General features: G+C 70.3%; 31 protein-coding genes. 16 read left to right on the forward strand and 15 right to left on the reverse strand.

What is annotated here, in order from left to right:
• On the reverse strand, nucleotides 1–1,055 hold a 1,055-nt coding region (locus AB0E90_RS10525), incomplete at its 3' end, for a 2-oxoacid:acceptor oxidoreductase family protein (RefSeq protein ID WP_360403308.1).
• A gap of 257 nt (nucleotides 1,056–1,312) precedes the next feature.
• Here AB0E90_RS10525 and ndhC point away from each other — a divergent pair.
• The 5 genes from ndhC (at nucleotide 1,313) to AB0E90_RS10550 (ending at nucleotide 3,980) form a co-directional block, all read left to right on the forward strand.
• Nucleotides 1,313–1,690 carry an NADH-quinone oxidoreductase subunit A gene (ndhC, locus tag AB0E90_RS10530; RefSeq protein WP_360402476.1) on the forward strand — a complete coding sequence of 126 codons (378 nt, stop codon included), beginning with the start codon at nucleotides 1,313–1,315 and terminating at the stop codon, nucleotides 1,688–1,690.
• Nucleotides 1,691–1,758: 68 nt separating this feature from the next.
• The gene (locus tag AB0E90_RS10535) at nucleotides 1,759–2,265 is read left to right on the forward strand and encodes a DivIVA domain-containing protein (RefSeq protein WP_360402478.1); all 507 of its coding nucleotides are present in this window, start codon (nucleotides 1,759–1,761) and stop codon (nucleotides 2,263–2,265) included.
• A complete protein-coding gene (locus AB0E90_RS10540; RefSeq protein WP_360402480.1) occupies nucleotides 2,262–2,780 on the forward strand; it encodes an SRPBCC family protein in 519 nt (172 codons plus the stop codon). Before AB0E90_RS10535 ends, AB0E90_RS10540 begins: the two co-directional genes overlap by 4 nt.
• A gap of 35 nt (nucleotides 2,781–2,815) precedes the next feature.
• Nucleotides 2,816–3,403, forward strand: a complete 588-nt coding sequence (locus AB0E90_RS10545) for a DNA-3-methyladenine glycosylase I (RefSeq protein ID WP_360402482.1) — start codon at nucleotides 2,816–2,818, stop codon at nucleotides 3,401–3,403.
• 13 nt (nucleotides 3,404–3,416) lie between these two features.
• The gene (locus AB0E90_RS10550; RefSeq protein ID WP_360402484.1) at nucleotides 3,417–3,980 is read left to right on the forward strand and encodes a hypothetical protein; all 564 of its coding nucleotides are present in this window, start codon (nucleotides 3,417–3,419) and stop codon (nucleotides 3,978–3,980) included.
• A 174-nt stretch (nucleotides 3,981–4,154) separates the two neighbouring features.
• Here the strand turns inward: AB0E90_RS10550 and AB0E90_RS10555 are convergent, their stop codons facing one another.
• From AB0E90_RS10555 to AB0E90_RS10565, 3 genes are all read right to left on the reverse strand, one after another.
• Complete coding sequence (locus tag AB0E90_RS10555; RefSeq protein WP_360402486.1) at nucleotides 4,155–4,937, reverse strand: serine protease; 783 nt, start codon at nucleotides 4,935–4,937, stop codon at nucleotides 4,155–4,157.
• A 133-nt stretch (nucleotides 4,938–5,070) separates the two neighbouring features.
• Nucleotides 5,071–5,859 carry an enoyl-CoA hydratase-related protein gene (locus AB0E90_RS10560; protein WP_360402488.1) on the reverse strand — a complete coding sequence of 263 codons (789 nt, stop codon included), beginning with the start codon at nucleotides 5,857–5,859 and terminating at the stop codon, nucleotides 5,071–5,073.
• The gene (locus AB0E90_RS10565) at nucleotides 5,856–6,668 is read right to left on the reverse strand and encodes a PaaX family transcriptional regulator C-terminal domain-containing protein (RefSeq protein WP_360402490.1); all 813 of its coding nucleotides are present in this window, start codon (nucleotides 6,666–6,668) and stop codon (nucleotides 5,856–5,858) included. Before AB0E90_RS10565 ends, AB0E90_RS10560 begins: the two co-directional genes overlap by 4 nt.
• A gap of 259 nt (nucleotides 6,669–6,927) precedes the next feature.
• Between AB0E90_RS10565 and AB0E90_RS10570 the strand changes: the two genes are divergently transcribed.
• Both AB0E90_RS10570 and AB0E90_RS10575 read left to right on the forward strand, forming a co-directional pair.
• Nucleotides 6,928–7,095 (forward strand): DUF3117 domain-containing protein, encoded by a 168-nt coding sequence (locus AB0E90_RS10570; protein WP_014447667.1) that lies wholly within the window; start codon nucleotides 6,928–6,930, stop codon nucleotides 7,093–7,095.
• 77 nt (nucleotides 7,096–7,172) lie between these two features.
• Nucleotides 7,173–8,582, forward strand: a complete 1,410-nt coding sequence (locus AB0E90_RS10575; RefSeq protein WP_360402492.1) for a leucyl aminopeptidase family protein — start codon at nucleotides 7,173–7,175, stop codon at nucleotides 8,580–8,582.
• Here AB0E90_RS10575 and AB0E90_RS10580 read toward each other — a convergent pair.
• Complete coding sequence (locus tag AB0E90_RS10580; RefSeq protein WP_360403310.1) at nucleotides 8,572–9,144, reverse strand: O-methyltransferase; 573 nt, start codon at nucleotides 9,142–9,144, stop codon at nucleotides 8,572–8,574. The genes AB0E90_RS10575 and AB0E90_RS10580 overlap by 11 nt on opposite strands.
• A gap of 239 nt (nucleotides 9,145–9,383) precedes the next feature.
• Between AB0E90_RS10580 and AB0E90_RS10585 the strand changes: the two genes are divergently transcribed.
• Nucleotides 9,384–10,643 carry a trypsin-like peptidase domain-containing protein gene (locus tag AB0E90_RS10585; RefSeq protein WP_360402493.1) on the forward strand — a complete coding sequence of 420 codons (1,260 nt, stop codon included), beginning with the start codon at nucleotides 9,384–9,386 and terminating at the stop codon, nucleotides 10,641–10,643.
• Between the two features lie 40 nt (nucleotides 10,644–10,683).
• Complete coding sequence (locus AB0E90_RS10590) at nucleotides 10,684–11,094, forward strand: preprotein translocase subunit TatB (protein ID WP_360402495.1); 411 nt, start codon at nucleotides 10,684–10,686, stop codon at nucleotides 11,092–11,094.
• Here the strand turns inward: AB0E90_RS10590 and AB0E90_RS10595 are convergent.
• Genes AB0E90_RS10595 through AB0E90_RS10605 form a run of 3 tightly spaced genes read right to left on the reverse strand, consistent with a single transcriptional unit; the run spans nucleotide 11,091 to nucleotide 14,101 of the window.
• A complete protein-coding gene (locus AB0E90_RS10595) occupies nucleotides 11,091–12,242 on the reverse strand; it encodes an Mrp/NBP35 family ATP-binding protein (RefSeq protein WP_360402496.1) in 1,152 nt (383 codons plus the stop codon). The two genes, AB0E90_RS10590 and AB0E90_RS10595, sit on opposite strands and share 4 nt — an antisense overlap.
• A gap of 21 nt (nucleotides 12,243–12,263) precedes the next feature.
• Complete coding sequence (locus tag AB0E90_RS10600) at nucleotides 12,264–12,812, reverse strand: DUF1003 domain-containing protein (protein WP_360402498.1); 549 nt, start codon at nucleotides 12,810–12,812, stop codon at nucleotides 12,264–12,266.
• Nucleotides 12,809–14,101: a CBS domain-containing protein gene (locus tag AB0E90_RS10605; protein ID WP_360402500.1), complete on the reverse strand. Its 1,293-nt coding sequence runs from the start codon at nucleotides 14,099–14,101 to the stop codon at nucleotides 12,809–12,811. Before AB0E90_RS10605 ends, AB0E90_RS10600 begins: the two co-directional genes overlap by 4 nt.
• A gap of 27 nt (nucleotides 14,102–14,128) precedes the next feature.
• Here AB0E90_RS10605 and AB0E90_RS10610 point away from each other — a divergent pair, with 27 nt between their 5' ends.
• Nucleotides 14,129–14,995, forward strand: coding sequence for a PhzF family phenazine biosynthesis protein (locus AB0E90_RS10610; RefSeq protein ID WP_360402502.1), 867 nt, complete (start codon nucleotides 14,129–14,131; stop codon nucleotides 14,993–14,995).
• Here the strand turns inward: AB0E90_RS10610 and AB0E90_RS10615 are convergent.
• Both AB0E90_RS10615 and AB0E90_RS10620 read right to left on the reverse strand, forming a co-directional pair.
• Nucleotides 14,992–15,489 (reverse strand): hypothetical protein, encoded by a 498-nt coding sequence (locus AB0E90_RS10615; RefSeq protein ID WP_360402504.1) that lies wholly within the window; start codon nucleotides 15,487–15,489, stop codon nucleotides 14,992–14,994. The genes AB0E90_RS10610 and AB0E90_RS10615 overlap by 4 nt on opposite strands.
• A complete protein-coding gene (locus AB0E90_RS10620; RefSeq protein ID WP_360402506.1) occupies nucleotides 15,486–16,214 on the reverse strand; it encodes an HAD family hydrolase in 729 nt (242 codons plus the stop codon). Before AB0E90_RS10620 ends, AB0E90_RS10615 begins: the two co-directional genes overlap by 4 nt.
• 135 nt (nucleotides 16,215–16,349) lie before the next feature.
• On the opposite strand from AB0E90_RS10620, the gene AB0E90_RS10625 reads away from it, so the two are divergent.
• Complete coding sequence (locus AB0E90_RS10625; RefSeq protein WP_360402508.1) at nucleotides 16,350–17,261, forward strand: DMT family transporter; 912 nt, start codon at nucleotides 16,350–16,352, stop codon at nucleotides 17,259–17,261.
• Nucleotides 17,262–17,344: 83 nt separating this feature from the next.
• Complete coding sequence (locus AB0E90_RS10630; protein ID WP_360402510.1) at nucleotides 17,345–17,995, forward strand: hypothetical protein; 651 nt, start codon at nucleotides 17,345–17,347, stop codon at nucleotides 17,993–17,995.
• A gap of 7 nt (nucleotides 17,996–18,002) precedes the next feature.
• On the opposite strand, the gene AB0E90_RS10635 is transcribed toward AB0E90_RS10630, so the two are convergent.
• Nucleotides 18,003–18,413 carry a DUF4190 domain-containing protein gene (locus AB0E90_RS10635; protein WP_360402511.1) on the reverse strand — a complete coding sequence of 137 codons (411 nt, stop codon included), beginning with the start codon at nucleotides 18,411–18,413 and terminating at the stop codon, nucleotides 18,003–18,005.
• A gap of 121 nt (nucleotides 18,414–18,534) precedes the next feature.
• On the opposite strand from AB0E90_RS10635, the gene AB0E90_RS10640 reads away from it, so the two are divergent.
• Nucleotides 18,535–19,473: an SDR family NAD(P)-dependent oxidoreductase gene (locus AB0E90_RS10640; RefSeq protein WP_360402512.1), complete on the forward strand. Its 939-nt coding sequence runs from the start codon at nucleotides 18,535–18,537 to the stop codon at nucleotides 19,471–19,473.
• A 67-nt stretch (nucleotides 19,474–19,540) separates the two neighbouring features.
• Here AB0E90_RS10640 and AB0E90_RS10645 read toward each other — a convergent pair whose 3' ends face one another.
• The 4 genes from AB0E90_RS10645 to trxA form a co-directional block, all read right to left on the reverse strand.
• A complete protein-coding gene (locus AB0E90_RS10645; RefSeq protein WP_360402514.1) occupies nucleotides 19,541–20,098 on the reverse strand; it encodes a DUF4190 domain-containing protein in 558 nt (185 codons plus the stop codon).
• Between the two features lie 58 nt (nucleotides 20,099–20,156).
• Entirely contained in the window at nucleotides 20,157–20,564 is a 408-nt protein-coding gene (locus AB0E90_RS10650; protein WP_360402516.1) for a CoA-binding protein, read from the reverse strand.
• Nucleotides 20,565–20,592: 28 nt separating this feature from the next.
• A complete protein-coding gene (locus tag AB0E90_RS10655) occupies nucleotides 20,593–22,530 on the reverse strand; it encodes an intein-containing Rv2578c family radical SAM protein (protein ID WP_360402518.1) in 1,938 nt (645 codons plus the stop codon).
• A gap of 127 nt (nucleotides 22,531–22,657) precedes the next feature.
• Nucleotides 22,658–23,020: a thioredoxin gene (trxA, locus tag AB0E90_RS10660; protein WP_360402520.1), complete on the reverse strand. Its 363-nt coding sequence runs from the start codon at nucleotides 23,018–23,020 to the stop codon at nucleotides 22,658–22,660.
• Between the two features lie 431 nt (nucleotides 23,021–23,451).
• Between trxA and AB0E90_RS10665 the strand changes: the two genes are divergently transcribed.
• The 3 genes from AB0E90_RS10665 (at nucleotide 23,452) to AB0E90_RS10675 (ending at nucleotide 25,111) form a co-directional block, all read left to right on the forward strand.
• The gene (locus AB0E90_RS10665) at nucleotides 23,452–24,084 is read left to right on the forward strand and encodes an RNA methyltransferase (protein ID WP_360402521.1); all 633 of its coding nucleotides are present in this window, start codon (nucleotides 23,452–23,454) and stop codon (nucleotides 24,082–24,084) included.
• A gap of 69 nt (nucleotides 24,085–24,153) precedes the next feature.
• The gene (locus tag AB0E90_RS10670; protein WP_360402523.1) at nucleotides 24,154–24,822 is read left to right on the forward strand and encodes a DUF6758 family protein; all 669 of its coding nucleotides are present in this window, start codon (nucleotides 24,154–24,156) and stop codon (nucleotides 24,820–24,822) included.
• Complete coding sequence (locus AB0E90_RS10675; protein ID WP_360403358.1) at nucleotides 24,809–25,111, forward strand: hypothetical protein; 303 nt, start codon at nucleotides 24,809–24,811, stop codon at nucleotides 25,109–25,111. Before AB0E90_RS10670 ends, AB0E90_RS10675 begins: the two co-directional genes overlap by 14 nt.
• The last annotated feature ends 1 nt before the right edge of the window (nucleotide 25,112 follow it).

The raw sequence follows: 25,112 nt of genomic DNA on the forward strand, positions 1-25,112 counted from the left end.
GGCGCGATGACCGCGAGCGGCGCCTCGCCGTGCCGCCCGTACAGCGCCATGTTGAGGTCGGCCTGTTCGGTCTTGGTCGGCATGCCGGTGGACGGACCGGCGCGCTGCACGTCGACGATCACCAGCGGCAACTCGAGCGCGATCGCCAGCGAGATCGTCTCGCCCTTGAGCGCCACACCGGGGCCGGAGGTGGTGGTGACGCCGAGCGCCCCACCGTACGCCGCGCCCAGCGCCGCACCGATCGCCGCGATCTCGTCTTCCGCCTGCATCGTGGTGATGCCGAACCGCTTGTGCTTGGACAGCTCGTGCAGGATGTCCGACGCCGGGGTGATCGGGTAGGCGCCGAGGAACACCGGCAGCTTCGACCGGACACCGGCGGCCACCAGACCGAGTGCGAGCGCCTGGTTACCGGTGATGTTCCGGTAGGTGCCCGGCCGCATCTTGGCCGGTTTCACCTCGTACCGGATCGAGAAGTCCTCGGTGGTCTCGCCGAAGTTCCAGCCGGCCTGGAAGGCCGCCTTGTTCGCGGCGACAAGGTCGGGGCGCTTGGCGAACTTGCGCTCCAAAAACCGCAGGGTCGACTCGAACGGGCGAGAATACATCCAGCTCAGAAGACCCAGCGCAAACATGTTCTTGGCCCGCTCGGCGTCCTTCTTCGCGACACCGAGCTCGGCGAGCGCGCCGACGGTCATCGAGGTCAGAGCGACCGGGTGCACGGAGTAATCGGCCAGCGAGCCGTCCTCGAGCGGGCTTGCCGCGTATCCGACCTTCTGCAGGTTGCGCTTGGTGAACTCGTCGGTGTTGACGATGATGTCGGCGCCGGAGGGCAGGTCGGCAAGGTTGGCCTTGAGCGCGGCCGGGTTCATCGCGACCAGCACGTGCGGCGAGTCGCCGGGTGTGAGGATGTCGTAGTCGGCGAAGTGCACCTGGAAGCTCGACACGCCGGGCAGGGTTCCTGCTGGGGCGCGGATCTCGGCCGGGAAGTTGGGCAGCGTAGAGATGTCGTTGCCGAGCTGCGCGGTCTCGGATGTGAACCGGTCACCCGTCAGCTGCATGCCGTCGCCCGAGTCACCCGCGAACCGGATGACCACCCGGTCCAGCTGTTCGACTCGTTTCGCTCCAGCGGCCACGTTCCAACCTCCAAGGGGCGCCGGTCAAGCGGGGAAGCACATCGATGAGCCGGCCCGCAATCGTCACTTCCAGCCTACGTCGGCGCTCCTTACCGACAGCGGCTCGCCGTTGACCACAGTAGCCAGGCAAGGCATGCCTGTTCCATTCGAGTCCACTCCTCGGTCAACTAGGCTGTCGGATCGTGGACGGGTATCTCGGTTCGTACGCCACGCTGGGCTTGGTCATCGGAGCCGGCGTGCTCGTCTTCGTGGGTGCGTTCGGTGCCAACCGCCTCCTGCGACCGGCCAATCCTGCCGAACCGCCCGGGAAGTACATCTCCTACGAAAGTGGTATCGATCCGGTCGGCGGCGACTGGGCTCAGGCGCAGATCCGATACTACGTTTATGCGTACCTTTATGTGCTTTTCGCAGTAGAAGCCGTTTTTCTCTTCCCGTGGGCCGTGGTGTTCGACCGGCCGGGGTTCGGCGCCGCCACCGTCACCGAGATGGCGATCTTCGTAGCCGTGCTCGCGCTGGGCATCCTGTACGCCTGGCGCAAGAAGATCCTGACCTGGACCTGACCGCTCCGGGACGCTCATCCGGGGTGGCGGGCTCGCCAGGTTCGAGCGGGCATGCCAACATCGTCCGCATGGGTCAGCTTCTCCTGTTCATCGTCGTCGCCTTGGTGGTGGCCGCGATCGTCTTCGGCGTCACGGTGATGATGAGCGGAGGCGACTCCGCATTGACGCCCGTCGAACCCGATGGTCGTGCGGTGCCGCTGCCGACCGATCGCCCGCTCGGTGAGGACGACGTCTCGAGCACGATGTTCGACACCACCTGGCGTGGTTACCGGATGACGCAGGTCGACCAGGCGCTGCAGCGGGCCGCCTACGACATCGGTTACAAGGGCGAGCTGATCAGCGTGCTCGAGGCCGAGGTCACCGCTCTGCGCGAGGGCCGAACCGCCGACGCCGACGCGCTGCGCAAGGCCCGCGAGGCAGCCGTGGCGCCGGTCGCGGCCGCGCCCGCGGTCACCGACGGCCCGGTGATCGAGCTCGACACGGTCGTCCCGGCCGACGACGTGCCCGAGACCGCTGCGTCCGAGACCGCTGCGTCCGCGGCCAAGAAGTCCGAGCCTGCGGCGGAGCCTCGATGAGCGCTGCCGACGGGTTGGGCGCCGACGGGTTGGGCGCCGACGGATTGGGTGACGCCGCCAGCCCCGGCACCGGTGAGGTGACCGCCACCGTCATCGTCAACGCTCCCGCCGCGCGGGTCTTCGCCGCGTTCATGAACTGGGAGGGCCAGTCCAAGTGGATCCCGTTCACCAAGGTGCGGGTGGTGGACGGCGACGGCGGCGAGGGCAGCACCGTCGAGGCGATCACGGCGATCGGCCCCGCGTCGCTGCGTGACGAGATCCGGGTGGTCAAGGTCAACGCGCCGTACGAGGTGCGCGTCGTGCACTTCGGGACGGTGCTGCGCGGCCCCGGCTCGGTCCGCTGCACCGCCATGTCGGGCGACCGCACCCAGGTCGTCCTGCACGAGTGGTTCCACCTGCCGGCCGGCGCCGCCGGGAAGGTCGCCTGGCCGGTGCTCTGGCCCGGCTCGAAGCTGAGCTTCACGGCCGCGCTGAAGAAGTTCGCCAAGCTCGTCGAGCAGGGCCGCCTCTCCTGAAAGAACTGTCAGAGGGTGGCCCTACCGTGGTCGCCATGACAGACGAAACCGGGCTGGCCGTCGGCGCCGACGGCCGGGCACGCTGCTTCTGGGGTGGCAGCACCCCCGACTACGTGGGCTATCACGACACCGAGTGGGGTCAGCCGCTGCGCGGCGATGACGCGCTGTTCGAGCGGATGAGCCTCGAGGCGTTCCAGTCCGGGCTCTCCTGGATCACCATTCTGCGCAAACGCCCGGCGTTCCGGGCCGCGTTCGACGGCTTCCAGATCGACAAGGTGGCGGCCTTCTCAGAGGCCGACGCCACCCGCCTGATGGCCGATGCCGGCATCGTCCGCAACCGGATGAAGGTGGATGCCACCCTGCACAACGCCCGGGTCGCGGCCGACCTCCCCGACGGCCTGTCGGCGCTGCTCTGGTCGTTCGCCCCGCAGCCCAGGCCACCCCGCCCGGCCACCCGGGGCGACGTGCCGGCCATCACGCCCGAGTCGATCGCCCTGGCCAAGGCGCTCAAGAAACTCGGCTTCAAGTTCGTCGGCCCCACCACGGCCTACGCGTTGATGCAGGCCACCGGCATGGTCGACGACCACCTGGCGGGCTGTTGGGTTGCGCCGATCGAGGCGTGATGAGATGGAGCGCATGGCGCAGTGGGCGGTGATCATTCCGGCGGGGCAGTGGGCGACCGAGCGGCTCTTCCACAACGAGAGCGTGACGGTGGCCGGCGGCGCGGGTGCGGTGGCGCCCGACGATGAGGTGCTCCTGGTCGCCGACGACCACGTGGTGGCGCTGTGCCGGGCGGCCAAGACCGACGGTGCCGATCTGGTCCTGGCCTATCTGCGCCGGCAGTTCGACGAGCCGCTGCTGCCGGCCGCGGGGCTGGCCGCGGGGCTGGCCGCGGGGCTGGCCGCGGGGCTGGGCGCCGACCGGCCGGTCGAGGTCGATCCCGAGACGTTCCGCCGTCTCGCCTCGCAGTTGCGCGGCGAGAGCCCGGTCGGCCTGCCCAACTGGCTGGTCAGCGTCGCGCTGCCGATCGAGGCGGCCACTCCGGCCGAGGCGGTTCGCGAGTTCTGGTCGCACGTGCGTGAGCTGGGGCCGGCCGAGCTGCCGGCCTACGTCTGGCCCTCCGGCGACGAGCTGTCGATGCTGGCGTTCGTCCTCGGCGCCGAGGCCAACCAGGACCCGGAAGAGGAAGACGAAGACTGAGGCCCGGGAGGCATGCCACGGCCCCGCAGCGGGGCTACGGGGCCGTGGCGCGCGACACCGGCACGTCGGGCGAGGAACAACCGGCGCCGCGCATTCAGGGGGCCTCCGGCGTGAGCCGGGCCTTATCCGTCGAGACTCGCGGCGTTATCCGCCGAGGCTCGTGCCGCCGCGGCGTTATCCGCCGAGGCTCGTGGCCGCCGCCGCGATGGCCGACGCGAAGTAGCTGACCTGGGTGTAGACGCCCGGCTTGTTCGGACGGGCGCAGCCGTCGCCCCAGCTCACGATGCCGACCTGGACGAGGCCGCTGGCGCCGGTGCGGAACATCGGGCCGCCGGAGTCGCCCTGGCAGGTGTCGGTGCCACCGGCCGCGTAACCGGCACAGATCTCGTCGGTCGCGATGACCTCACCGCCGTACATCGAGGAGGAGTTGCAGGTGGTGTCGCTGACGAACGGCACCGTCGCCTTCAGCAGGTAGCGCTGCTGGCTGCCGCTCTCGGAGGCGGCGCCCCAGCCGGCGATCGTGAAGTTGCCGGTGTCGTACGTCGTGGTGGTGGCGAGCGGCAGGAAGGCGAGGCCGGTAACCGGGCTGGACAGCCGGATCAGCGCCCAGTCCTTGCCGCTGCCGGTGTAGCCGGGCGCCCGGTAGACGTAGTTCGACTTCCGGGTGATCTTGCTGGTCGAGTTCAGGTCGACCACGCCGAGGGTGGCGGTGATCGAGGTGTTGGTGCCGGTCTTGGTGACACAGTGCGCCGCGGTCAGCACGATCGTCGAGCTGTACAGCGCACCGCCGCAGCCCATCGACAGGCGCACCATGAACGGGAATTCGCCCTGCGCCGCCCGGGTGCCGCCGACCACGTTCGTGGTGGGAACCACGCCGTCGCCGGAACCCACCGGAGCCGCCGAGGCGGGGGACGCGGTCGCGCCCATCGCCGCGGCGGTGAGCGTGGCAACTGCCACGCCCACCAGAATCCGCCACCTGGCCATCTAGGTCCTCCCAAAAGGGGAAACGCGCGCCCGGTAGGACGCGTCGGGAGGAAGCCTATGAATAGACAGTCGTAAATGTAACTATCTCAATATCGTCATAACACGGTCAGTTCCCCTGGAAGGCCGGCTTCTGCTTCGCCAGGAACGACGCGACCGCGGCCCTGTGGTCGGCCGTGCCACCGCAGATCGACTGGGCCTGCGCCTCGACGGCCAGCGCGTCGGACAGTGTGCCGGCGTCGCCGATGGACAGTTCCCGTTTGATCGCGCCGTAGGCCACGGTCGGCCCGGCGGCGAGCTTCGCGGCCAGCTCCTGGGCGACCGGCAGCACCTGGTCGTCCTCCTCGAGCAGCTGGGAGAGCAATCCGATCTCGTACGCCCGTGGCCCCTTGACCGGCTGCGCGAGCAGCAGCAGCTCGACCGCCCGGGCGTGCCCGACGATCCGCGGCAGCGACCAGGAGATGCCGGTGTCCCCGGCCAGCCCGACGTTGGCGAACGCCATCAGGAAGCCGGTGGACGGCCCGCCGATCCGGAAGTCGGCGAGCAGGGCCAGCGAGGCGCCGGCCCCGGCCGCCATCCCGCGGACCGCCGCGACCACCGGTTTCGGCATGCTGGCCAGCCGCTGCGCGATCGGGTTGTAGTGCGCCCGCACGGTGTCCAGGTCGGTGTGGCCGGACTCCAGCAGATCGGCGTGCTCGCGTAGGTCCTGCCCGACGCAGAAGCCGCGGCCCGCGCCGGCCAGCACGATCGCCCGGCAGCTGCGATCGCTCTCCAGCGAGGCGAGGGTGTCCCGCAGCGCCAACTTGAGGTCGACGTCGAGGGCGTTCATGGCGTCGGGCCGGTTGAGGGTCAGGGTGACGACCGCGTCAGTGCGGTCGACGAGCAGCGAGTCGGTCATACGTCTGAGAATCCCACACGGCCGCCGCGCGAGACCGATTGAAGACACCGTTCGACGTAGCGGTCGGCGGCCGGGCGCAGGCGGGTCGAGTGCCGGTCGAAGAAGCCGGCCGCGCTCACCCCGGGCCAGCGCGCCGGCAGCAGGGCCGGCGGCAGTTGCGGATCGCGGAACAGGAACGAGCGCCACGCGTGCACGAGCTGGAACCGGGCCGCGTACGCCTCCTCGTCGCTGCTGCGCACGTTCACCGTGGTGACCACCGGCCGCAGGTCGGCCACGAACGTCTCGTAGGAGCGGGCGAGCTTGGACAGGTCCCAGGCCTTGCCGACCACCTCGGCGGCGCCGGGGGAGCCGGCCGCGTGCGCGGCGCTGAACCGCTCATAGCCGACCCCGGCGTCGACCAGGACGGTGTCGACCTCCTCGGCGGCGCGCGGAGCGACCCAGGCATGATCTCCGAGTGAGCCGTAGCCGAGGTACGCCAGCCGGTTGGCCTCCCGCCTCGGCAGCGGCCCGTGAAGCAGGACCAGATCGAACCGCCCGTCCCATCCGGCCCGCCCGGTGCGGTAGATCCGGGCGGCGGCGTCGTCGAGTCGCCGTGCGGCTTTCGGGGTGAGCAGGTAGCCCGGCCCGGAGACCAGACGCATCGGATGCAGCCAACCCTGGCGCACCATCCGGGACACCGCGGTGCGGACCGCGGGGGGTGCTATGCCGAGCGGCGCAAGCAGTCTGACCAGGGCGGCGACCGGCGCGCGTCCCCCTCGCGGACGGAGGTAGTCGCCGTAGAGGTCGAAGAGTGCCGACCGCGCCTGCATGACAGCACATTGTGACAGCCCGAAAGGCGATATGCTAGACGCTGTCACATCCGCCCGGGCTGGGTTTGGGTTCGCCGGTGTTCATCAGGGAAAATGTTTGATCGGCACGGTGGGCCGGGTCGTGTGAGCACGCGCGATGGCCCTCGGCCGCCGGTCGGATATACGAGGTAACACGTCACGTGGGGCTGAGCACGTGACGTTGAGATGTGGCTGTGGGATAACCCACCGACACCCTGATGTGGGTCTGAGGGGAGACGAAATGGCGGCGATGAAGCCGCGGACGGGCGATGGTCCGCTGGAGGTCACCAAGGAGGGTCGGGGCATCGTGATGCGCGTCCCGCTGGAAGGTGGTGGCCGTCTCGTCGTTGAGATGACTCCGGACGAGGCCAACGCGCTTGGCGACGCGTTGAAATCGATCGCGGGCTGACGTTTCGGGCAGGCCCGCCGGTACGGTACCGCCCGTACCGGCGGGCTTTCCACGTCTTCGAGAAAGGTCACGCTCTCGTGTTTCCGCTTCTGCTGACCGACCAGCTCGACGACGAACGCACCTGGGTTTTCCCGATCGGCATCTCGGGCTCACTGTCGCACGACCTCGGCGAGATCGAGGCCGAAATCGCGGCGTTGGCCGAGGGCCTCGATAAAGCCGGAGAAATCCGGTTATTTCCGCGTCCGCTCCGGCGTCCGGCCAAGGCACTGCTGGTCGGCATCGGCGCGGGCGACGAGAGCGACTGGCGCGCGGCCGGCGCGGCGATCAGCCGGGCGGTGAGCGACAACGAGCCGTTGCAGATCATGCTCGGGGAGCAGGTCGCGATGAGGGCGCTCGCCGAGGGCCTCTGGCTGGGCGGCTATCGCTATCGCGACGCCCGCGAGGAACCCCGCTCCGCCGAGATCCAACTGATGACGACCACCCCGCAGGCGTACGCGGAGAGCCTGGCCCGAGCGCACACGACGGCCGTGGCCGCCTGGTTCGCGCGCGACCTGGCCAACGCCCCGGCCTCGCTCAAGAACCCGGACTGGCTGGCCGAGGAGATCGTCGGCGCGGCCGCGAAGCGCACGGGTGTGACCGTCCGCATCCGCACCGGCGCCGAGCTGGAGCGATTCGGTGGCCTGCGGGCCGTCGGCGCCGCCTCGAAGTTCCCGCCCTGCCTGGTCGAGATGAGCTGGCACCCGGCCGGCGCCACCACTCACGTGGCCCTGGTCGGCAAGGGCATCACGTTCGACTCCGGCGGCATCTCGATCAAGACGCGGCCCGGCATGAAGAACATGAAGATCGACATGTCCGGCGCCGCCGCGGTCGCGGCGGCCACGCTGGGCGCCGCCGACCTAAACCTTCCGGTACGCGTGACCGCACTGCTCCCGCTGGCCGAGAACGCGGTCGGCGCCGCCGCGTACCGGCCCGGTGACGTGCTCACCCACTACGACGGCAGCACCACCGAGACGACCAACTCCGACGCCGAGGGCCGGCTGGTGCTCGCCGACGCGCTCGGCTACGCGGCCGCGGAGCTGTCCGCCGACGTGATCGTCGACGTGGCCACGCTGACCGGTGCCGCCGAGATCGCCCTGGGCACCCGCATCGCCGCCCTGTTCAGCCACGACGACGAGCTGGCCGGCGCGCTGACCGAGGCGGGCCGCAGTGCCGGCGAGGCGATGTGGCGGCTGCCGCTGCCCGACGACTACCGCGAATACCTGCGCAGCGAGGTCGCCGACCGGCACAGCTCCCCGACCCGGGGCGCCGGCGCGGTGGCCGCCGCGCTCTATCTGAGCGAGTTCCTCGGCGACCAGGCCGCGAACTGGGCGCACATCGACATGGCCGGGCCGAGCTGGGCCGCCGAGACCGACCTCGAGATCACCCGGGGCGCGACCGGGTGGGGAGCGCGCACCCTGCTGCGTTACCTGGAGGGTCTCAGCGCTTGACCGCGGCCAGCAGGCCCGCCCCGGACGGGATGATCGCCGGGATCCATTCCTCCGACTCACGGACCACACGCACCGTCTCCCGGATGGTCAGCGTGTCGACGTCGCGGGCCGCCGGGTCGCTGATCCGGCCGCCGGCCATCGCGCCGTTGACCACCAGCACCCCGCCCGGGCGCAGCAACCGCAGGGCGGCCTCCGCGCAGGCGGTGAACTCGGTCGCGTCGGCGTCGACGAAGACCAGGTCGTAGACGCCGTCGGCGAGCCGGGGCAGCACGTCCAGCGCGCGGCCGGTGATGATCCGGGTGCGCGAGGAGACGAAACCGGCCTCCACGAAGATCCGGCGGGCTATCCGCTGGTGCTCGTTCTCCACGTCGATGGTGGTGAGCACGCCGTCGGTGCGCATGCCGCGCAGCAGCCAGACGCCACTGACGCCGGTGCCGGTGCCGATCTCGACCACCGCCTTGGCGTTGCCCGCGGCCGCGAGCAGTCGCAGCACGGAGCCCGCGGCCGGGGTGACGCAGTCCAGGCCGAGCTCGTGGGCGAGGCTGCGCGCGGTCTGCAGCACGATGTCCTCGCTGGCGTAGGCCTCGGCGAAGGCGAGCGAGGCGGCCTGGGTCGTCGGCGGGCGGGCTGAGGGGACGATGACGACCTCCGGGCGGCGAGGGGATGCACGTGCGGAACTTGCGTACATCGGATATGAGAGTAGAGCGATGCTTTACCGGGCCGGGGCCGGGTGGTGTCCACGATCCGTGTCATTCTGGAGGGGGAGCCGGGCTCCTGAGGGACCGTGAGGGAGGCACCGACGTGACCGACGGCTGGAACGCGCGCTCCGCTCCGCCGCCTGCCGCTGGTCAGCCCGTGCCGCCGCAGGGCCCGTCGCCCTGGTGGTCGGACGCGCTGGCCGATCCGTGGCGCGACCCGTACACACCGGCCCACGTGGTGGTGCCGACCGCGAGGGAGAGCAGCGGCCCCGCGCCCGAGCCGGTCACCGACCCCGACGCGCCGCGCCGCTCGCTCACCCCGATCCTGCTGATCTGCCTGCTCACGGCCCTGCTGGCGGGTGGCCTCGGCGGCACGCTGGGCTTCGTCTTCGCGGTGCGCGGCGGCCTGGCCACCAACTCCGGCGGCAATCTGGGCGCGGCCCCGACCGATGCGCCGGCCGCGGTCAACCGGGCCCCCGACTCGAACGCCGGCATCGTCAGCAAGGTGCTGCCGAGCGTCGTCACGGTGCGGGTCACCGGCGCGATCGGCTCCGGCTTCATCGTCTCCACCGACGGTTACGTGGTCACCAACGACCACGTGGTGGAGGGCGGCGGCGAGACCATGTCGGTGTCGTTCAGCGACGGCTCGACCGCCTCGGCCAAGCTGGTCGGCCGCGACCCGGAGTCCGACATCGCGGTGATCAAGGTCGCAAAGAGCGGCCTCCCGGCGGTCGCTCTCGGCGACTCCGACCAGATCGCGGCCGGCGACCCGGTGTTCGCCTTCGGTTCGCCGCTGGCCCTGGTCAACACCGTGACCGCGGGCATCGTCAGCGCGCTCGACCGCACCATCCAGGCCGGCGACCCGGGCGGCACCACCCGCTATTACGCGGCCATCCAGACCGACGCCGCGGTCAACCAGGGCAACTCCGGCGGCCCGCTGGTCAACGCGGCCGGCCAGGTCATCGGGGTCAACTCGGTAATTCGTTCGGTCAGCGGCACCGAGACCGAGGCCGGCAACATCGGCCTCGCCTTCGCGATCCCGATCAACCAGGCCAAGCGGATCGCCGGCGACATCATCGACCACGGCAAGGCCCGCCGCACGGTGATCGGCGCCGAGGTCGTCACCGGCACCTCCACCGCCGGCGCCCGCCTGCGCTCGGTCGACCCGGCCGGTCCGGCCGGCGCCGCCGGGCTCAAGGCCAACGACGTGATCATCAAGCTCGACAACCACGTGCTCGAAGACGGCACCGATCTGATCGCCCTGGTCCGCAAGTACGCGCCGGGCACGGTCATCCCGGTGGAATACCGCCGCGGCACCAAGACCCAAACTGCCTCCGTCACACTGGTCGCCGACTCGAACTAGGCCGTAGTGTGGTGCCCGGAAATGACTTGGAGGCCGCCTCATGTTCGAGAACCTGAACTGGTGGGAGATCGGCGCGCTGCTGCTGCTCGCGCTGTTGATCTTCGGTGAGCGCCTGCCCAAGGTGATCGGTGACGGCATGCGCATGCTGCGTGGCCTGCGCGCGATGGCGCAAAATGCGACCACCGACCTCAACCGCGAACTCGGCACCGACCTCCAGCTGCAAGACCTGCACCCGAAGGCGTTCATCCGCAAGCACATCCTCAGCGAGGAAGACGAGGCGGCGCTGCGCAAGCCGCTTCAGGGCCTCTTCGAGGACGTGAAGAGCGACCTCAACGGCGTGAAGAACGATCTTTCCGAGGTCGCCGCGGCCGCGGACATCAAGAAGCCCGCCACTCCGTCGGCGTCCAGCGCCGTGGAGAAGCGGGCTTCCTTCGATCTCGACGCGACCTAGCCGCGCTTGGCGGTGACCATCAGGCCGAGCGGCTTGCCCACCAGGGAGTCCCGCCGCACGGCCAGCCGGTCGGCCACCGCGTCCAGCGCGATCGCGGCCGGGGCGTCCGGCGCGGCCAGCACGATCGGGGTGCCGGCGTCGCCGGCCTCGCGCACCCGGGTGTCCAGCGGGATCTGGCCGATCAGCGGCACCGAAGCGCCCACGGTCTTGGTCAGCGAGTCGGCCACGGACTGGCCGCCGCCGGAGCCGAAGACCTCCATCCGGGAGCCGTCCGGCAACTCGAGCCAGGACATGTTCTCCACCACGCCGACCAGGCGCTGGTGGGTCTGCAGCGCGATCGCCCCGGCCCGCTCGGCCACCTCGGCGGCGGCTTCCTGCGGGGTGGTGACGACCAGGATCTCCGCGTTCGGCAGGAGCTGGGCCAGCGAGATGGCCACGTCGCCGGTGCCCGGCGGCAGGTCGAGCAGCAGCACGTCGAGGTCGCCCCAGTAGACGTCGGCCAGGAACTGCTGCAGCGCGCGGTGCAGCATCGGCCCGCGCCAGACCACGGCGGCGTTGCCGGACGTGAACATGCCGATCGAGATCACCTTCACGCCGTGTGACTGCGGCGGCATGATCATTTCTTCGACCCGGGTGGGCCGGCCCTCGACGCCGAGCATCCGGGGCACCGAGTGGCCGTAGATGTCCGCGTCGACCACGCCGACCGACAGACCCCGCTTGGCCAGGGCGGCGGCCAGGTTGACGGTGACGCTCGACTTGCCGACGCCGCCCTTGCCGCTGGCCACCGCGTACACCCTCGTGCGGGAGCCGGGCTGGGCGAACGGAATGACTGGTTCGGCAGTGGCCGAACCACCGCGCAGCGTGGTTTGCAGCGCCTTGCGCTGCTCCTCGGACATCACCCCGAAGTCGACCGACACCGAGGTGATGCCGGGAATCGTGGTCAGGGCGGCGGTGATGTCGTTGTTGAGCTTGTCGCGCAGCGGGCAGCCGGCCACGGTGAGGAGCAACTCGACCTTGACGGTGCCATCGGCGAAAGTGAAGCCCTTGACCATGCCGAGGTCGGTGATCGGGCGGCGGATCTCGGGGTCGTCGACGGTCGCCAGAGCGGCCTGGATCGCGTCCTCGAGCGTCGGTGCAGGAGCGGACATGTGGTCGATGCTACTGCTCGGTCAGGACCGCTCCGGATCCCACTCCTTGCGATCCTCCTCCCATTCCGATCGGGCCCGCTTCTCCCGGCGGTGGGCGGCTTCGTCCAGCTCATCGGCCAGGCGCGCCAGCTCGCTGCGAAGGAAGTCGCGCGTCGCCACCTCACCCAGAGCGATCCGCAGCGAAGCGATCTCCCGGGCCAGGTATTCGGTGTCCGCCTTCTGCATCGCGGCCCGGCGCCGGTCCTCCTCCATCGTGAGGCGGTCGCGGTCGGCCTGCCGGTTCTGCGCGAGCAGGATCAGCGGCGCGGCGTAGGAGGCCTGCAACGACAAGATCAAGGTCAGGAACGTGAAGGTGTACGGGTCGAATTGCGCGGACGCCGGCGCCAGGGTGTTCCACAGGAACCAGGCCGCGATCACCAGCGTCATCCAGACGATGAACTGGGCCGTGCCCATGTAGCGGGCGATGTTCTCCGACCACTGCCCGAACGCCTCCGGGTTGAAGCGCGGCAGACGCACCCGGCCCGGCTCCACCGGCTGGTCGAGGCGGTCCCGGCGCGGCTCGGTGCTCATAGCTCGACCCCGTCCTCGGCCTCGGCGGCCTCAGCGGCGGCGTCCCGGTCACGCCAGTCGCGCGGCAGCGAGTGGTCGAGCACGTCATCGACCGTCACCGCGCCGAGCAGCCGGCGGGTGTTGTCCACCACCGGCATGGCCACCAGGTCGTACGTCGCCATCCGCTTGGTTATCTCGTCGAGCGTGATGGCCGGGCGCAGCGGTTCCAGGTCGTTGTCGACGATGCCGCCCAGGATCGAGGCCGGTGGTTCGCGCAGCAGCCGCTGGAAATGCACCATGCCCAGGTATTTACCCGTCGGCGTGGCCGAGGGCGCACGCGCCACGAAAACCTGCGCGGCCACCACCGGCGAGAGGTCCGGCTCGCGGATGCGGGCGAGGGCCTCGGCCACCGTCGCGTCCGGCGTCATGATCACCGGCTCCGAAGTCATCACCGCGCCGGCCGTGCCCGGCTGGTAGCTCATCAACTGCCGGACCGGGGCGGCCTCCTCGGGCTCCATCAGGTCCAGCAGCATGGTCTGCTCGGTCTTCGGCAACTCGGCGAGCAGGTCGGCGGCGTCGTCCGGGTCCATCCGCTCGAGCACGTCGGCGGCCCGCTCCCGGTCCAGCCGGGACAGGATCTCCACCTGGTCGTGCTCGGGCAGTTCCTCCAGCACGTCGGCCAGCTTGCGGTCGCTCAGCGCCGCGGCCACCTCGTTGCGGCGGGCATCCGGCAGGTCCTGCAGGGCGTTCGCCATGTCGGCCGGGCGCATCGGCTCCAGCAGCGCCAGCAGGTTGGACGTGCCCTGGGTGTCGGTCGGCCCGAACAGGTTGCGGATCCGCTCGTACTCCGCCTGGTAGACGTGCCCGCGCCGGGTGAGCCGCCCGGTGTGCTCGCGCACCGCGACCCGGGTGACCAGCCATTCGTTGTTCCGGTTCAGATCCATGCCGATGTCCACGACGTTGCCCACGCTGCCCGGCCCGTCACCGGTCTCCGGCGTCACCGTGACCCGGCGGTCCAGCAGGTCCTCCACCACGAACAACTCGTTCGGCCGCTTCTCGAAGCGCCGCAGGTTGAGCGTGCCGGTGCTCAGCACGACCGCCTCGGAATCCATCGAGGTGACCCGCCCGATCGGCAGGAAGATCCGCCGGCGCAGCGCCATCTCGGCGACCAGCCCAACCACCTGCGGCGGCCGGTTGGTGGTGCGCAGCCGCACCACGGCATCGCGAACCCGGCCCACCCGATCGCCATTGGGGTCGAAAACACCCAGGCCGGCAAGCCGGGCCAGATAAACCCTCGTCCCCATGGTCACAGGCTCAGCCTAGGTTAGGGTCCGGACATGTCCACCGTGGCGTACGAGATCGTCGACGTGTTCACCGACCGCCCGTTCGCGGGGAACCCGCTGGCCGTGGTCTACGGCGCGGCCGATCTCGGCAGCGACCAGATGCATGCCCTGGCCCGCGAGTTCAACCTGGCGGAGACCGTGTTCGTGCTCCCGCCGACCCAGCCTGGGGCCACCTACCGGGCTCGGATCTTCACGCCCGAGTCGGAGCTGCCGTTCGCCGGTCATCCGAGTGTCGGCGTGGCAGTCAGTCTGATGCGCCGGGGGGATATCCCGGTTGGGGCGGTGGTGCAGGAGTGTGGCGCCGGGCTGCTGCCGATCGAGGTGCATGCGGCGGGCTCCGCGACGCTGACCGGGGCCTCGCCCACGCTGGGCGAGCCGCTCGATTCGGGACCGCTGCTGGCTATGGCCGGGCTGGGCGGGGATGAGCTTGCTGCCCCACGTTCCGCGGGGTGCGGCTTGAGCTGGACATTCGTTCCGGTACGCCGGGAGCAGTTGCCGTTGATCCAGATCGACAACGCCGCCGCCGCAAGGCTGGACGTGACCGACGTCTGCTTCTTTTCATGGTCGCCGGAGTCGCGCGAGGCCCACTCCCGCGTTCTGATCCCGGGAAGCGCTGTCCCGGAGGATCCCGCCACCGGTTCGGCGGCGTTGGGCCTCGGCGTCTGGCTGGTCGCGGCGGGCTGGCTCCCGCCGTCCGAGGTCTCGGCCTACCGCATTCACCAGGGCCATGAGATGGGCCGCCCATCCTTGCTGGAGTGCACGGTCACCGCCGAGTCCGGTCGTGCCGTCTCCGCCACCGTGGCCGGCCACGTCTGCCCGATCGCCCGGGGCGAGATCGCCGTCCCACCGTTCGTAGGCTAGGCGCCGCGGACCCGGTGCAGCTTGAACGGCTTGCGGGTCTCGTTGCGCGCCGGCGTATCTCTCGGCGTGGCCGTACTGGAGTCGGCCGGCAGGTTAGGCGCGGTGACCGGGGCGTCCTGGTCGGCCGGGGTGAGACGGACGATCGCGCAGCCCGCGCCGGCCCAGCGCGCCACCAGCGCGTCGAATGTGCCCGAAGCGTTGAGTCGCTTCTGGGCCAGCTGGGGCGCGACCGTGTCCCACTCCTCGGTGCCCGGCTGCAGGGGGGTCACTGCCATGTCGCTGACCACGATCAGGCCGCCGTTGTCGCCGCGCAGGCGGACCGTGGCCGTTGTGGCCTCGGCCAGGCCTGGCGCGTGCTGCTCGCCTGGGCCGCTCACCACCAGCAGGGAGCCCTCCAAGGGCATGCACCACAGGGCCAGCGCCGGCCCGTCTCCGACGGAGACCCAGGCCAGCGCTGCCTTCTTTAGCGCCTCATCCAAGACCGCTGACGTCACCGCGCCAGGTTAGCGGTTGCCATCGCCGATGGAGCGAAAATCAGGCTGTCGACCAGGCCGACCAGCTCGGTCAGGGACCGTACTGTTCGGCCGGCGAAGTTGGTGTCGGAGTCGAAGACCAGGTGGTTTGCCAGGTCGGGGGCGGTTAGGCGCACCGGGGTCATGCCTACTGCGGCTGCGCCGCTCAGCTCGTGGCTGCCGCCGTCGCCTACGTAGAGGCATTCGGTGGGAAGCAGCCCTAGCTTGTTGCAGGCGGCCAGGTAGATGCGGGGGTCCGGCTTGCAGACGCCCTCGCGTACGGAATAGATCTTGGCGTCTAGCAGCGGCGCGACCGGCAGGCTCGGCAGGAAGGCCGGGAGTTCGTGGGTGCAGTCGCTGATCAGCGCGGTCGCCAGGCCGCGCCGCCGGATGGCGGTGAGCGCGGTGACGGCGTCGGAGCGCAGCCGCGTGTCGGCCTTCAGCGCGCTGACCCGGGCCGGGACGCCGGCCCGCACCTGGGCCGCGCGGGGCCGCCCACCGGCCTGCTCGATGACCCACCGTAGGGTGGCTTCCGCGTTGCCGTACCGGCCCCGGGCCCGCGCCCGGAAGGTGCGGTCGAGCACGCCGAGCACCGCTTCCGGATCAGCACCGAGGGACCGGGCGATCTCTGCGTGCTGGGGTCCGCGCTGGACGGCGCGAGTCAGCGTGCCAAAAAAGTCAAACACGACCGCACGGTATGCGGGCATGGTAAATCAGCCTCCCAGGCATTGGGTGGTTCAAAAGGGTCAGGACACCGCGGCGACTGTAGTCGCACCGTCACTTTCCGTTCAATAGCAAAAGATGAATGTGCTGAACAACTCTGCAAGAAGCGACGGCCGGGGATGAATGCGCGCTCACCGCACGTACTGACCGCGATTTCCCTGGTCGTGGCCGTGTTGGCGGTCTCCTCGTCGGCCCCGCTCATCGCGTTCGCCGCGGCGCCGGCTCTGGCTATCGCCTTCTGGCGAAACGGACTCGCCGCCGTCGCCCTGACTCCGGTCACGCTCGGCCCGCGCCGTACCGAACTGGCCGGCGCCTCCCGCCGCGCCCTGATCTTCTGCGTCCTGGCCGGGGTCGCCCTCGCCGCGCACTTCGCCACCTGGATGCCGAGCGTCAAGCTGGGCTCGGTGGCCACGGCGACGGCGCTGGTCGCCACCCAGCCGGTGTGGCAGGGCCTGATCGCCGCCGGGCAGGGCCGCCGCCCGTCCGCCGCGGGCTGGCTCGGCATCGCGTTCGCCGTGGCCGGCGCGGCCTGGGCCACCGGGGTCGACGTCGGTGTCTCCGGGCAGGCGGTGCTGGCCGACGTGCTGGCCGTGCTGGGCGCGATCGCCGCCGCGGTCTACACCGCCCTCGGCGAGCAGGCCCGCGCGACGCTGAGCACGACCACCTACACCTGGATCTGTTACGGCACCTGCGGCGTACTCCTGCTACTGGTCTGTGTGGTCGGTGGGGTGCACCTGACCGGTTACGACGGGCGGACCTGGGCGGCGATCCTGGCCCTGGTGGCCGGCGCTCAGCTGCTGGGCCATTCGATGTTCAACTACGCCCTGCAGCGTACGTCGGCGACCACCGTCAGCGTCCTGATCCTGCTGGAAGTCCCCGGCGCGGCCCTGCTGGCCTGGCTCTGGCTGGACCAGCGGCCCCGCCTGGCCACCCTGCCCGGCCTGGCCCTTCTCCTGGCCGGCGTGCTGGTCGTCATCCTCGGTGCCACCCGAGCCAACCGCTCCGCCGTCGACCCGGTTCTGACCGATTAGTCCGGTCTGCGGAGTCGCTCGTTGAACTCACCGGGGCGCTGGTTGGCGGCGGCCGTCGTGGGCGGGTAGAGAAGGGGCATGCGATGTATCGCGATCGATTCCGGATCTGGCCGGGGCTGGCGCTCGGAGTGCTCCTCGTGATCGGTGGATGCGGCGACCCGCGCGACTCCGAGATCGTCGACTCGCCCGGTCTGACCGGCGGTTGGAGCACGGCCGGGTGCGGGGTCGAGCGGACGCCGGAGCGGGTGGCCGTCGGCGGTGTCAGCATGCCGACGACCCCGCCGAAGCTTGCGGCGGTGATGGGCCGGATCGAGCAGACCGGCCGGTCGGAGTTCGCCGACAGCTTCGCCGGCCTGGAGGTCGACCAGGAGATGGTGCAGGCGATCGTCTATCGAGTGCCGTCGGCCGCGTTCGACGACTTCATCCGCAAAGAGGCTGAGGACACCTGCGTCCTCGTCCGCGACGCCGCCCACTCGGCCACCGCGCTGGCCGTCTGGCACGACCGCGTCCTGGCCGACCTGCCCTACTGGAACCACGAGGACGTGCCGATCATGACCATCGGCGCCCGGCACGACGGCACCGGCGTGGAGATCGGCACCCGCGACGTGCTCAAGGCCCGAACCGCCCTGCTGGCCCGGTACGGTTCCCGGGCCCCGCTCGTCTTCGTCCCGGCCGACCCGGTCCGTCCGATGCCGGACGTCACCAGCCGCATCGCACCGCCACCCGGCGCCTGATCCTCGATCAGGAGAAATCGCCGCCGGAAGCGGCGTAGATGATCACGCCGACCACCCCGAGGATCAGCAACCCGCCGACGCACCAGCCGACGATGATGCCGGCCAGGGCCATGCCGGCGCCGTTGTTGCCGTTGCGCGCGATCCGGCTGCGGGCCACGTGGCCGAGGATCGCGCCGACGATGCCGAGCAGGCCGCCCAACCCGTAGAAACAGATGCCGAAGACCGCGGCGCAGGACACCACCAGCGACGCGATGGCGAGACCCTCGGTCTCGCGCGGCGGCTGATAGCCGTAGGGATAGGCCACCGGCGGCTGGTAGTAGGCGGGCGCGGCGTACGGGTCCGGCGGCGGCGTCGGCGGCTGGTAGGGCTGATACGGCTGGTACGGGTCGGGTGGCGGCGGCTGATACGGGTCGGTCATGGGGTCCCTCCGGACGGGTTCCTGCCGAGGTCACTGTAAACAAGCAGGTCGCGTACGTCGCTGCTGCGCCACGGGGGCGCGATGTTTGCCCTGGCTCAACGGACGGGGCAGGATCGCTCGCATGGTCTTCGACGCCCGCTCCTCCAGCGGCAGCCGCTCCCGCCGCGACGCCACCCGCCCCGCCGCCGGGCGCCGGCCGCGCAGCAGCGCCACCGAGACGACCGACTTGCCGGCCGAGTCGTCCCTCCTGCCGGCCGAGTCGTCCCTGACCGAGGGCGCCGAACCGGACGAAGCGCCGGTGACGCTGCGGCTCGACGGGAAGGTCGCGCTGGTCACGGGCGCAGGAAGCCCCGACGGCATCGGGTACGCGACGGCTCGCCGCCTGCGTGACCTCGGTGCCCGGGTGGCGATCGTGTCGACCACCCGGCGCATCCACGACCGGGCCGCCGAGCTCGGTGTCACCGGCTTCGTGGCCGACCTGACCGACGAGGCCGAGGTCGGCGCGCTCGCCGACGCGGTCACCGACCAGCTCGGCGACGTCGAGGTGCTGGTCAACAACGCCGGTCTGGCGAGCCGGGCCTCGCCCGAGGTGCTGCGGCCGGTGTCGCAGCTCACCTACGACGAGTGGAAGCAGGAGATCGACCGCAACCTCAGCACCGCGTTCCTGTGCAGCCGGGCCTTCCAGAGCTCGATGGCGGAGGGCGGCTGGGGCCGGATCGTCAACCTCGCGGCCACCGCCGGCGCGGTCAACGCGCTGCCGACCGAGGCCGCCTACGCGGCGGCGAAGGCCGGCGTGGTCGGGCTGACCCGGGCGCTCGCGATGGAACTGGTCGCCGACGGCGTGAACGTCAACTGCGTGGCGCCGGGCACGATCTACACCGCGGCGTCCACGGTGACCGAGATCAAACAAGGATTGGGTACGCCGATCGGCCGCCCCGGAACGCCGGACGAGGTCGCCGCCGCAATCGCGTTCCTCTGCTCGCCGGCCGCGTCCTACATCACCGGCCAGATGCTCGTGGTGGACGGTGGCAACAGCGTGCGCGAGGCGGAGTTCCGCTGACCCGCTGATCCCGCGTTTCGCTGATCCCCGGAGAGCCGGGTGACACCCGGCTCTCCGAAACGGATCGTCACGTGCTGGTGGCGCCGCTGCCGACCGCGAAGGCAATGAGGACGATGTAACCGGCGCAGACGAGCGCCATCAGGCTGGTGAAGATGTAACCCAGCCAGAGGCCGGCCGTGGCCAGGCCCTCGCCCTGCTCCCCGCTCTGCCGGATCTGCTTCTTCGCCACGTGGCCGAGAATGATCGAGACCGGCGCGAAGATGAACGCGAACACCAGCGCCAGGATCGCCATCGTGTTCGTGCCGGCGACCGGCACGTAGACGGGCTGGCCGTAAGGGCCCGGCTGACCGTAAGGGCCCGGCTGACCGTAAGGGCCCGGCTGACCATAGGCGGGCGGCTGGGCACCGTAGGGCTGCGCCTGGTCGTACGGACCCGGCTGACCGTAGGGGGTCGCCGGCTGGCCGTAGGGCTGTCCGCTCGTCGGCGGCGCCGGCGGGTATCCGGGCTGCCCGCTGACCGGTGGTTCCGGCACCGCGTTGTACGGCGTCGTGGGGTCGTTCTGCTGCCCGTACGGCTGGGCAGGCTGATATGGATCCGGCGTACCACCGGATGGCGGGTAACTCACAGGTCCTCCTACGTTTCCCGGCACCGTACTAGGCCCGGTGGTGGGCAGGGGCCCCCGATCAGGTCAACTTGCTGAGATTTCCCACCGCTCGCTCGACGGCCAGGCAGCGGTCCTCCACATAGTCGATGCCTGCCTCCTCGGCGAGACGCCGCGCCTCGGCCGAGACGATGCCGCTCTGCAGCCAGACCGCCGGCGCCTTGATCGCGATCGCCTGCCGGACCACCTCGACCGCGTCCTGGGCCGGCCGGAACACGTCGACCAGGTCGACCGGCTCGCCGATGTCGGCCAGCGTGGGCACCGTCTTCACCCCGAAGACCTCGTCGACGAACGGGTTGACCGGAATGATCCGCCAGCCGTGCCGGAGCATCTGCCGCGGCACCGTGTGCGACGGCTTTGACGGGTCACGCGAGGCGCCGACCACCGCGATGACAGTGGCCTCGGCCAGGATCTGCTGTGCATCCCTCATATTTCGACTGTAGTCACTTCAGCAGCCGTCACAGCAGGGTCAGCTGGCTTGGTGCGGCGGTGGCCGGGGGCTCGTCGACGGCCCGGATCTGGGCCGGGCCGGGGCGGTGCAGGCCGTGCCGGCGGGCCGCCATCCGCACCCGGGCGCCGATCTCGTGCTGGTAGGCCTGCGGGAGGTAGGAGCCGGAGCCGTAGAGGTCGCGGTAGCGCGGGGCCAGCTCCGGGTGGTTGCGGGTGAGCCACGACGCGAACCACTCCCGCGCGCCGGGGCGCAAATGCAGCGGGATCGGCGTGACGCTGGTGGCGCCGGCCGCGGCGATGGCGGCCACGGTCTGGTCGATCGACTCGTCGCTGTCGGTCAGGCCGGGCAGGATCGGGGCCATCAGCACGCCGACCGGGAAGCCGGCGTCGGTGAGCCGGCGCACCACCTCGAGCCGTCGCCGCGGGCTCGGCGCGCCGGACTCGACCGCGCGCCAGATCGTCTCGTCGACGAACCCGATCGAGACCGCGAGGCTGATCCGGGTCACCTCGGCCGCCTGCTCGAGCAACTGGAGGTCGCGCAGGATGAGCGTGCCCTTGGTCAGGATCGAGAACGGGTTGGCGTGGTCGCGCAGGGCGGCCAGGATCTCCGGCATCAACCGGTAACGACCCTCGGCCCGCTGGTAGACGTCGACGTTGGTGCCCATCGCGATCGCGGCGCCCGACCAGCGGGGCGCGGCCAGCTCGCGGCGGATCAGCTCGCCCGCGTTGACCTTGACGACGATCTTGGTGTCGAAGTCGTGCCCGGCGTCGAGGTCGAGGTAGGTGTGCGTGTTGCGGGCGAAGCAGTTGTGGCTGACCACCCCGTCGGCGATGAAGTCGCCGGTGCCGGTGCTGATGTCGAACAGCGGCAGGGTGAGCCCGAGCTCGGCGATGTCGGCCACCGCCAGCTCGCGGCTCTTGCGCACGCCGACCCCGGAGGCGTCGAGCGGCGCGCCGGCCGCGCCGGTGAGATGGCGGAAGCGCAGCGCCGCCCACAGGTCGCGGTCGAGCTCCACGGTCGAGGAGCTGCCGGGCCGGGTGCGGACCGGCGCCCGGCTGGCCAGGCCGAGCTGGGTGAGCGCGTCGGTGACCCGGCTGAGGAACTGCTGGTCGCCGCTGGTGAAGGTGATCGCGAGGCGGTCGGACCGGCCGGTGGAGCCGAACGCGCCGGCCAGGAAGCCCCGGAGCCAGCCGCCGCTGGGCAGCTCGGGCCAGCGCAGCGCCTCGTGCAGCGGAATGTCTTCCAGGTAGGTGTCGGCGCGCACCCAGGCATCGCCCTCTCGGGCCGCGCGGCCGCCGGAAGCGTCGCCGCGCACCAGGCCGCACAGGAAGCCGGCCTGGTAGTCGGGGGACTCCTTGGGCGGCTCGGCGAAGTGGCCCACCCCGAACATCAGGTCACCGACGGCCAGCGCCGGAAGGTGCGGCTCGGCCGGGCTGACGTGCCGCCAGCCGCGGTCGGTGAGGAACCGGTGATCGCCGCTGGCGACCAGCCGGGTGCCGTCGGCCAGGGTGACCCGGAAGGCGGGCTTTCGCGTCTCCCAGTGGTCGAGCACGGTGGTGGGCACATAACGCCGGCAGGCGCCGGCGCCCATCGTGCCCATGATCGCGTCACCGGTGCGCAGCTCGGCGAGGGGACGGGTGGTGCCGTCGGCCATCAGGATCGGGGTGTCACCGGCCAGACAATACGAACAGGCGTGCGAGCAGCCGCGATAAGGGTTGATGGTCCACTGGAACGGCACCCGCGACTGGCCAGGCACCCGGTTGATCAGGCTTTTCGCCTCGATCTCGTAGAAGGTCATGCCGGCGAAGCCCGGGGTGTCGAAGGTGCGGACGGTGGCCCCGGGCAGCGCCAGCGGCAGGGGTGGAGCCGCCGGCGCTGCCCTGTCAAGGAGCGAGTCGCCGTCCGGGTTGCTGCCGGGCGAAGCCGACAGGTTGGACCATCGCATGGCGAGAATTCGAACACATGTTCGATCGCGTTGTCCAGTGGAGATCCGGCGTGTCGGGCAGTGCGTCCGGGAACGGCAGCGGCCCGCGGACCAAGTGGTCCACGGGCCGCGAAACTGCCGTCCGACGTCAGTGGCTGTGTGCCGCCAGCTGCTTGCGCACGTCGTCCATGTCGAGCTTCTCGACCTGCTCGATCAGGTTCTCCAGGGCGGACTCCGGAAGGGCGCCCGGCTGGGAGAAGACGATGACGCCGTCACGGACGGCCATGATCGTCGGGATCGAGCGGATGTCGAACTTCGCGGCGATCGCCTGCTCGGCCTCGGTGTCGACCTTGCCGAACGTGATCTCCGGGTGCTTCTCGGAGGACCGCTCGTAGGTCGGTGCGAAGCGGACGCACGGGCCGCACCAGCTGGCCCAGAAATCGACCAGGACGATGCCGTCCTTGCTGGTGGCTTCGTCGAAGTTGTCAGCGGTCAGCGCAACCGTCGCCATGATGTCTCCGTCCACGGGAAAATTGGCTTGCGTGCGATGAAACCCATCGTCCCCTAGTGCCATTCCCGTCCGTGCGGCGGCGACACGTGTCCTGCGGCACCTTTTCGGAACGCGGTGTTGACCCTAGACCACCGATCGTAACGATAAGTAAGGAGAGCGCTCCCAGTTATCAAACAAGTTGTGACGTCCGTTTTGCCGTCAGATACCGGACATGGCCCTGCGGGTTGGACGCACTCGCTGCCTGCCAGGGCATTTACGCCGACCGAGCGTAATAGTTAAGAATCCTAAATGTGACCTGGCTCACTATCGAAATACCTTCACATCGATACGGACGGTAAGGCAGACTTTCTTCCACAGAGCGTGGGCGGCGGGTGCCGGGGAGGGCCCCGCCGCTCATTGCGTCCCCAGGTCGGTAGGTAGCGTAACCGCCCATGACGGCCGGCGAGGACAACTCAACCGAGATCGGTGTCGGCCCCTGGGTGGGCGATTTGCCGGCCGATCCGCGTTACGACCCCGAGTTGCTCACTGAAGGTGATCGCCGCAACGTCGTGGATCGCTATCGGTATTGGCGGCGTGAGGCCGTCGTGGCCGATCTGGACGCGCGCCGGCACGATTTCCACGTCGCGATCGAGAACTGGCAGCACGACCTCAACATCGGCACCGTGGTGCGCAACGCCAACGCGTTCCTCGCCGCCGAGGTGCACATCGTCGGCCTGCGCAAATGGAACCGGCGCGGTGCCATGGTCACCGACCGCTACCAGCACGTCCGGCACCATCCGACGATCGAGGAGTTCGTCGCCTGGGCGGCCGGCGAGAGCCTGCCGGTGATCGGGATCGACAACCTCCCGGGCTCGCGGCCGATGGAGACGACCACGCTGCCCCGCCGCTGCGTGCTGCTCTTCGGCCAGGAAGGGCCCGGGCTGTCCGACCCGGCCCGCGCCGCGTGCAGCCAGCTCTTCTCGATCGCGCAGTACGGCTCGACCCGGTCGATCAACGCCGGAGTGGCCAGCGGGATCGCCATGCACGCCTGGATCCGCGCGCACGCGGGACGCCCGCCCGGGTGAATCCACCGGATGCATCCGGGTTCTGCCGATTCGCTTGACGGGGGACCCGCCGCACCTCACGGTTAGACGGTGGGTGTCACACTGAGTTGCCCCAGATGCGCTGCGCAGGTTCGGAAGCCGGACCTGATGCACAGTGACTGGCGTTGCGACAACTGCGGTGACGTTCCGCCGTTCCACGTGGCCGAGCACATCAGCGCCGAGATCGTCGACAGCATGCTGGGCCAGCCGTCGCCCGAGCGGGTGCCGTTCTGGTGCCCCTGGCCGCTGCCGCCCGGGTGGATGGTGACCGGGGCCGGCTGGGCCGGCGACGACCGCCGTGGCGTGCGGGCGAGCGCGATCTCGTGCAGCGGTCCCGAACCGCTCGGCGGCGGACCGGCCGATGTGGTCCTGATCGCCGAGCAGCCGGGTGTCGGTCTGGGCACCCGCTTCGCCGGCATCCCCGGCATCGACCCGGGTTATTTGATCGCCGAGGCCCTGGCCGACCCCAATGGACATGCCGGTCCACATGCCAAGATCAAGGCGGCCGGGCACCCCACTCCACTGTGGTGCGTCAAGTCCCCGGAAGATCGAAGCGCCTACGTGAGTGAGGCCAAAGGAATGTGGCTCTATGCGGTAGCGTGGCCGGCAAGCGCGGGCTACTTTCTCGCGGAGCATGTGGTGCTACATGATCTTGCCGAGGGTGTGCCGCCCGAGCTCGTGTACGGAGCGCCGTCCCCGTACCTGCATGGACGAGCCTGAAAAACGGGCTTTGACCTGCGGGTTCGGTATCGGCTTTTCGGTTACATTGTTCACACCGAGCGACGAAGCTGATACCGTCAGTACTGCCGCGGCGCTGACCGTCACCCGCACCTACAGGAGAAGGCCCGCCATGATCAAGAAGGTTCTAACCTGGCTTGGTATCGCGTTCTTGATCTTTTTCATTGCCTTCAACCCGAACTCGGCGGCAGATGTGTTCTCCTCCCTCGGAGGGACGATCGCCGATATTGCCCGGGGCTTCGGCCAGTTCTTCACCAACCTCGTCGCTTAGC

Source organism: Actinoplanes sp. NPDC026619 (genome assembly GCF_040638295.1).
In the GTDB taxonomy this organism is placed as follows: domain Bacteria; phylum Actinomycetota; class Actinomycetes; order Mycobacteriales; family Micromonosporaceae; genus Actinoplanes.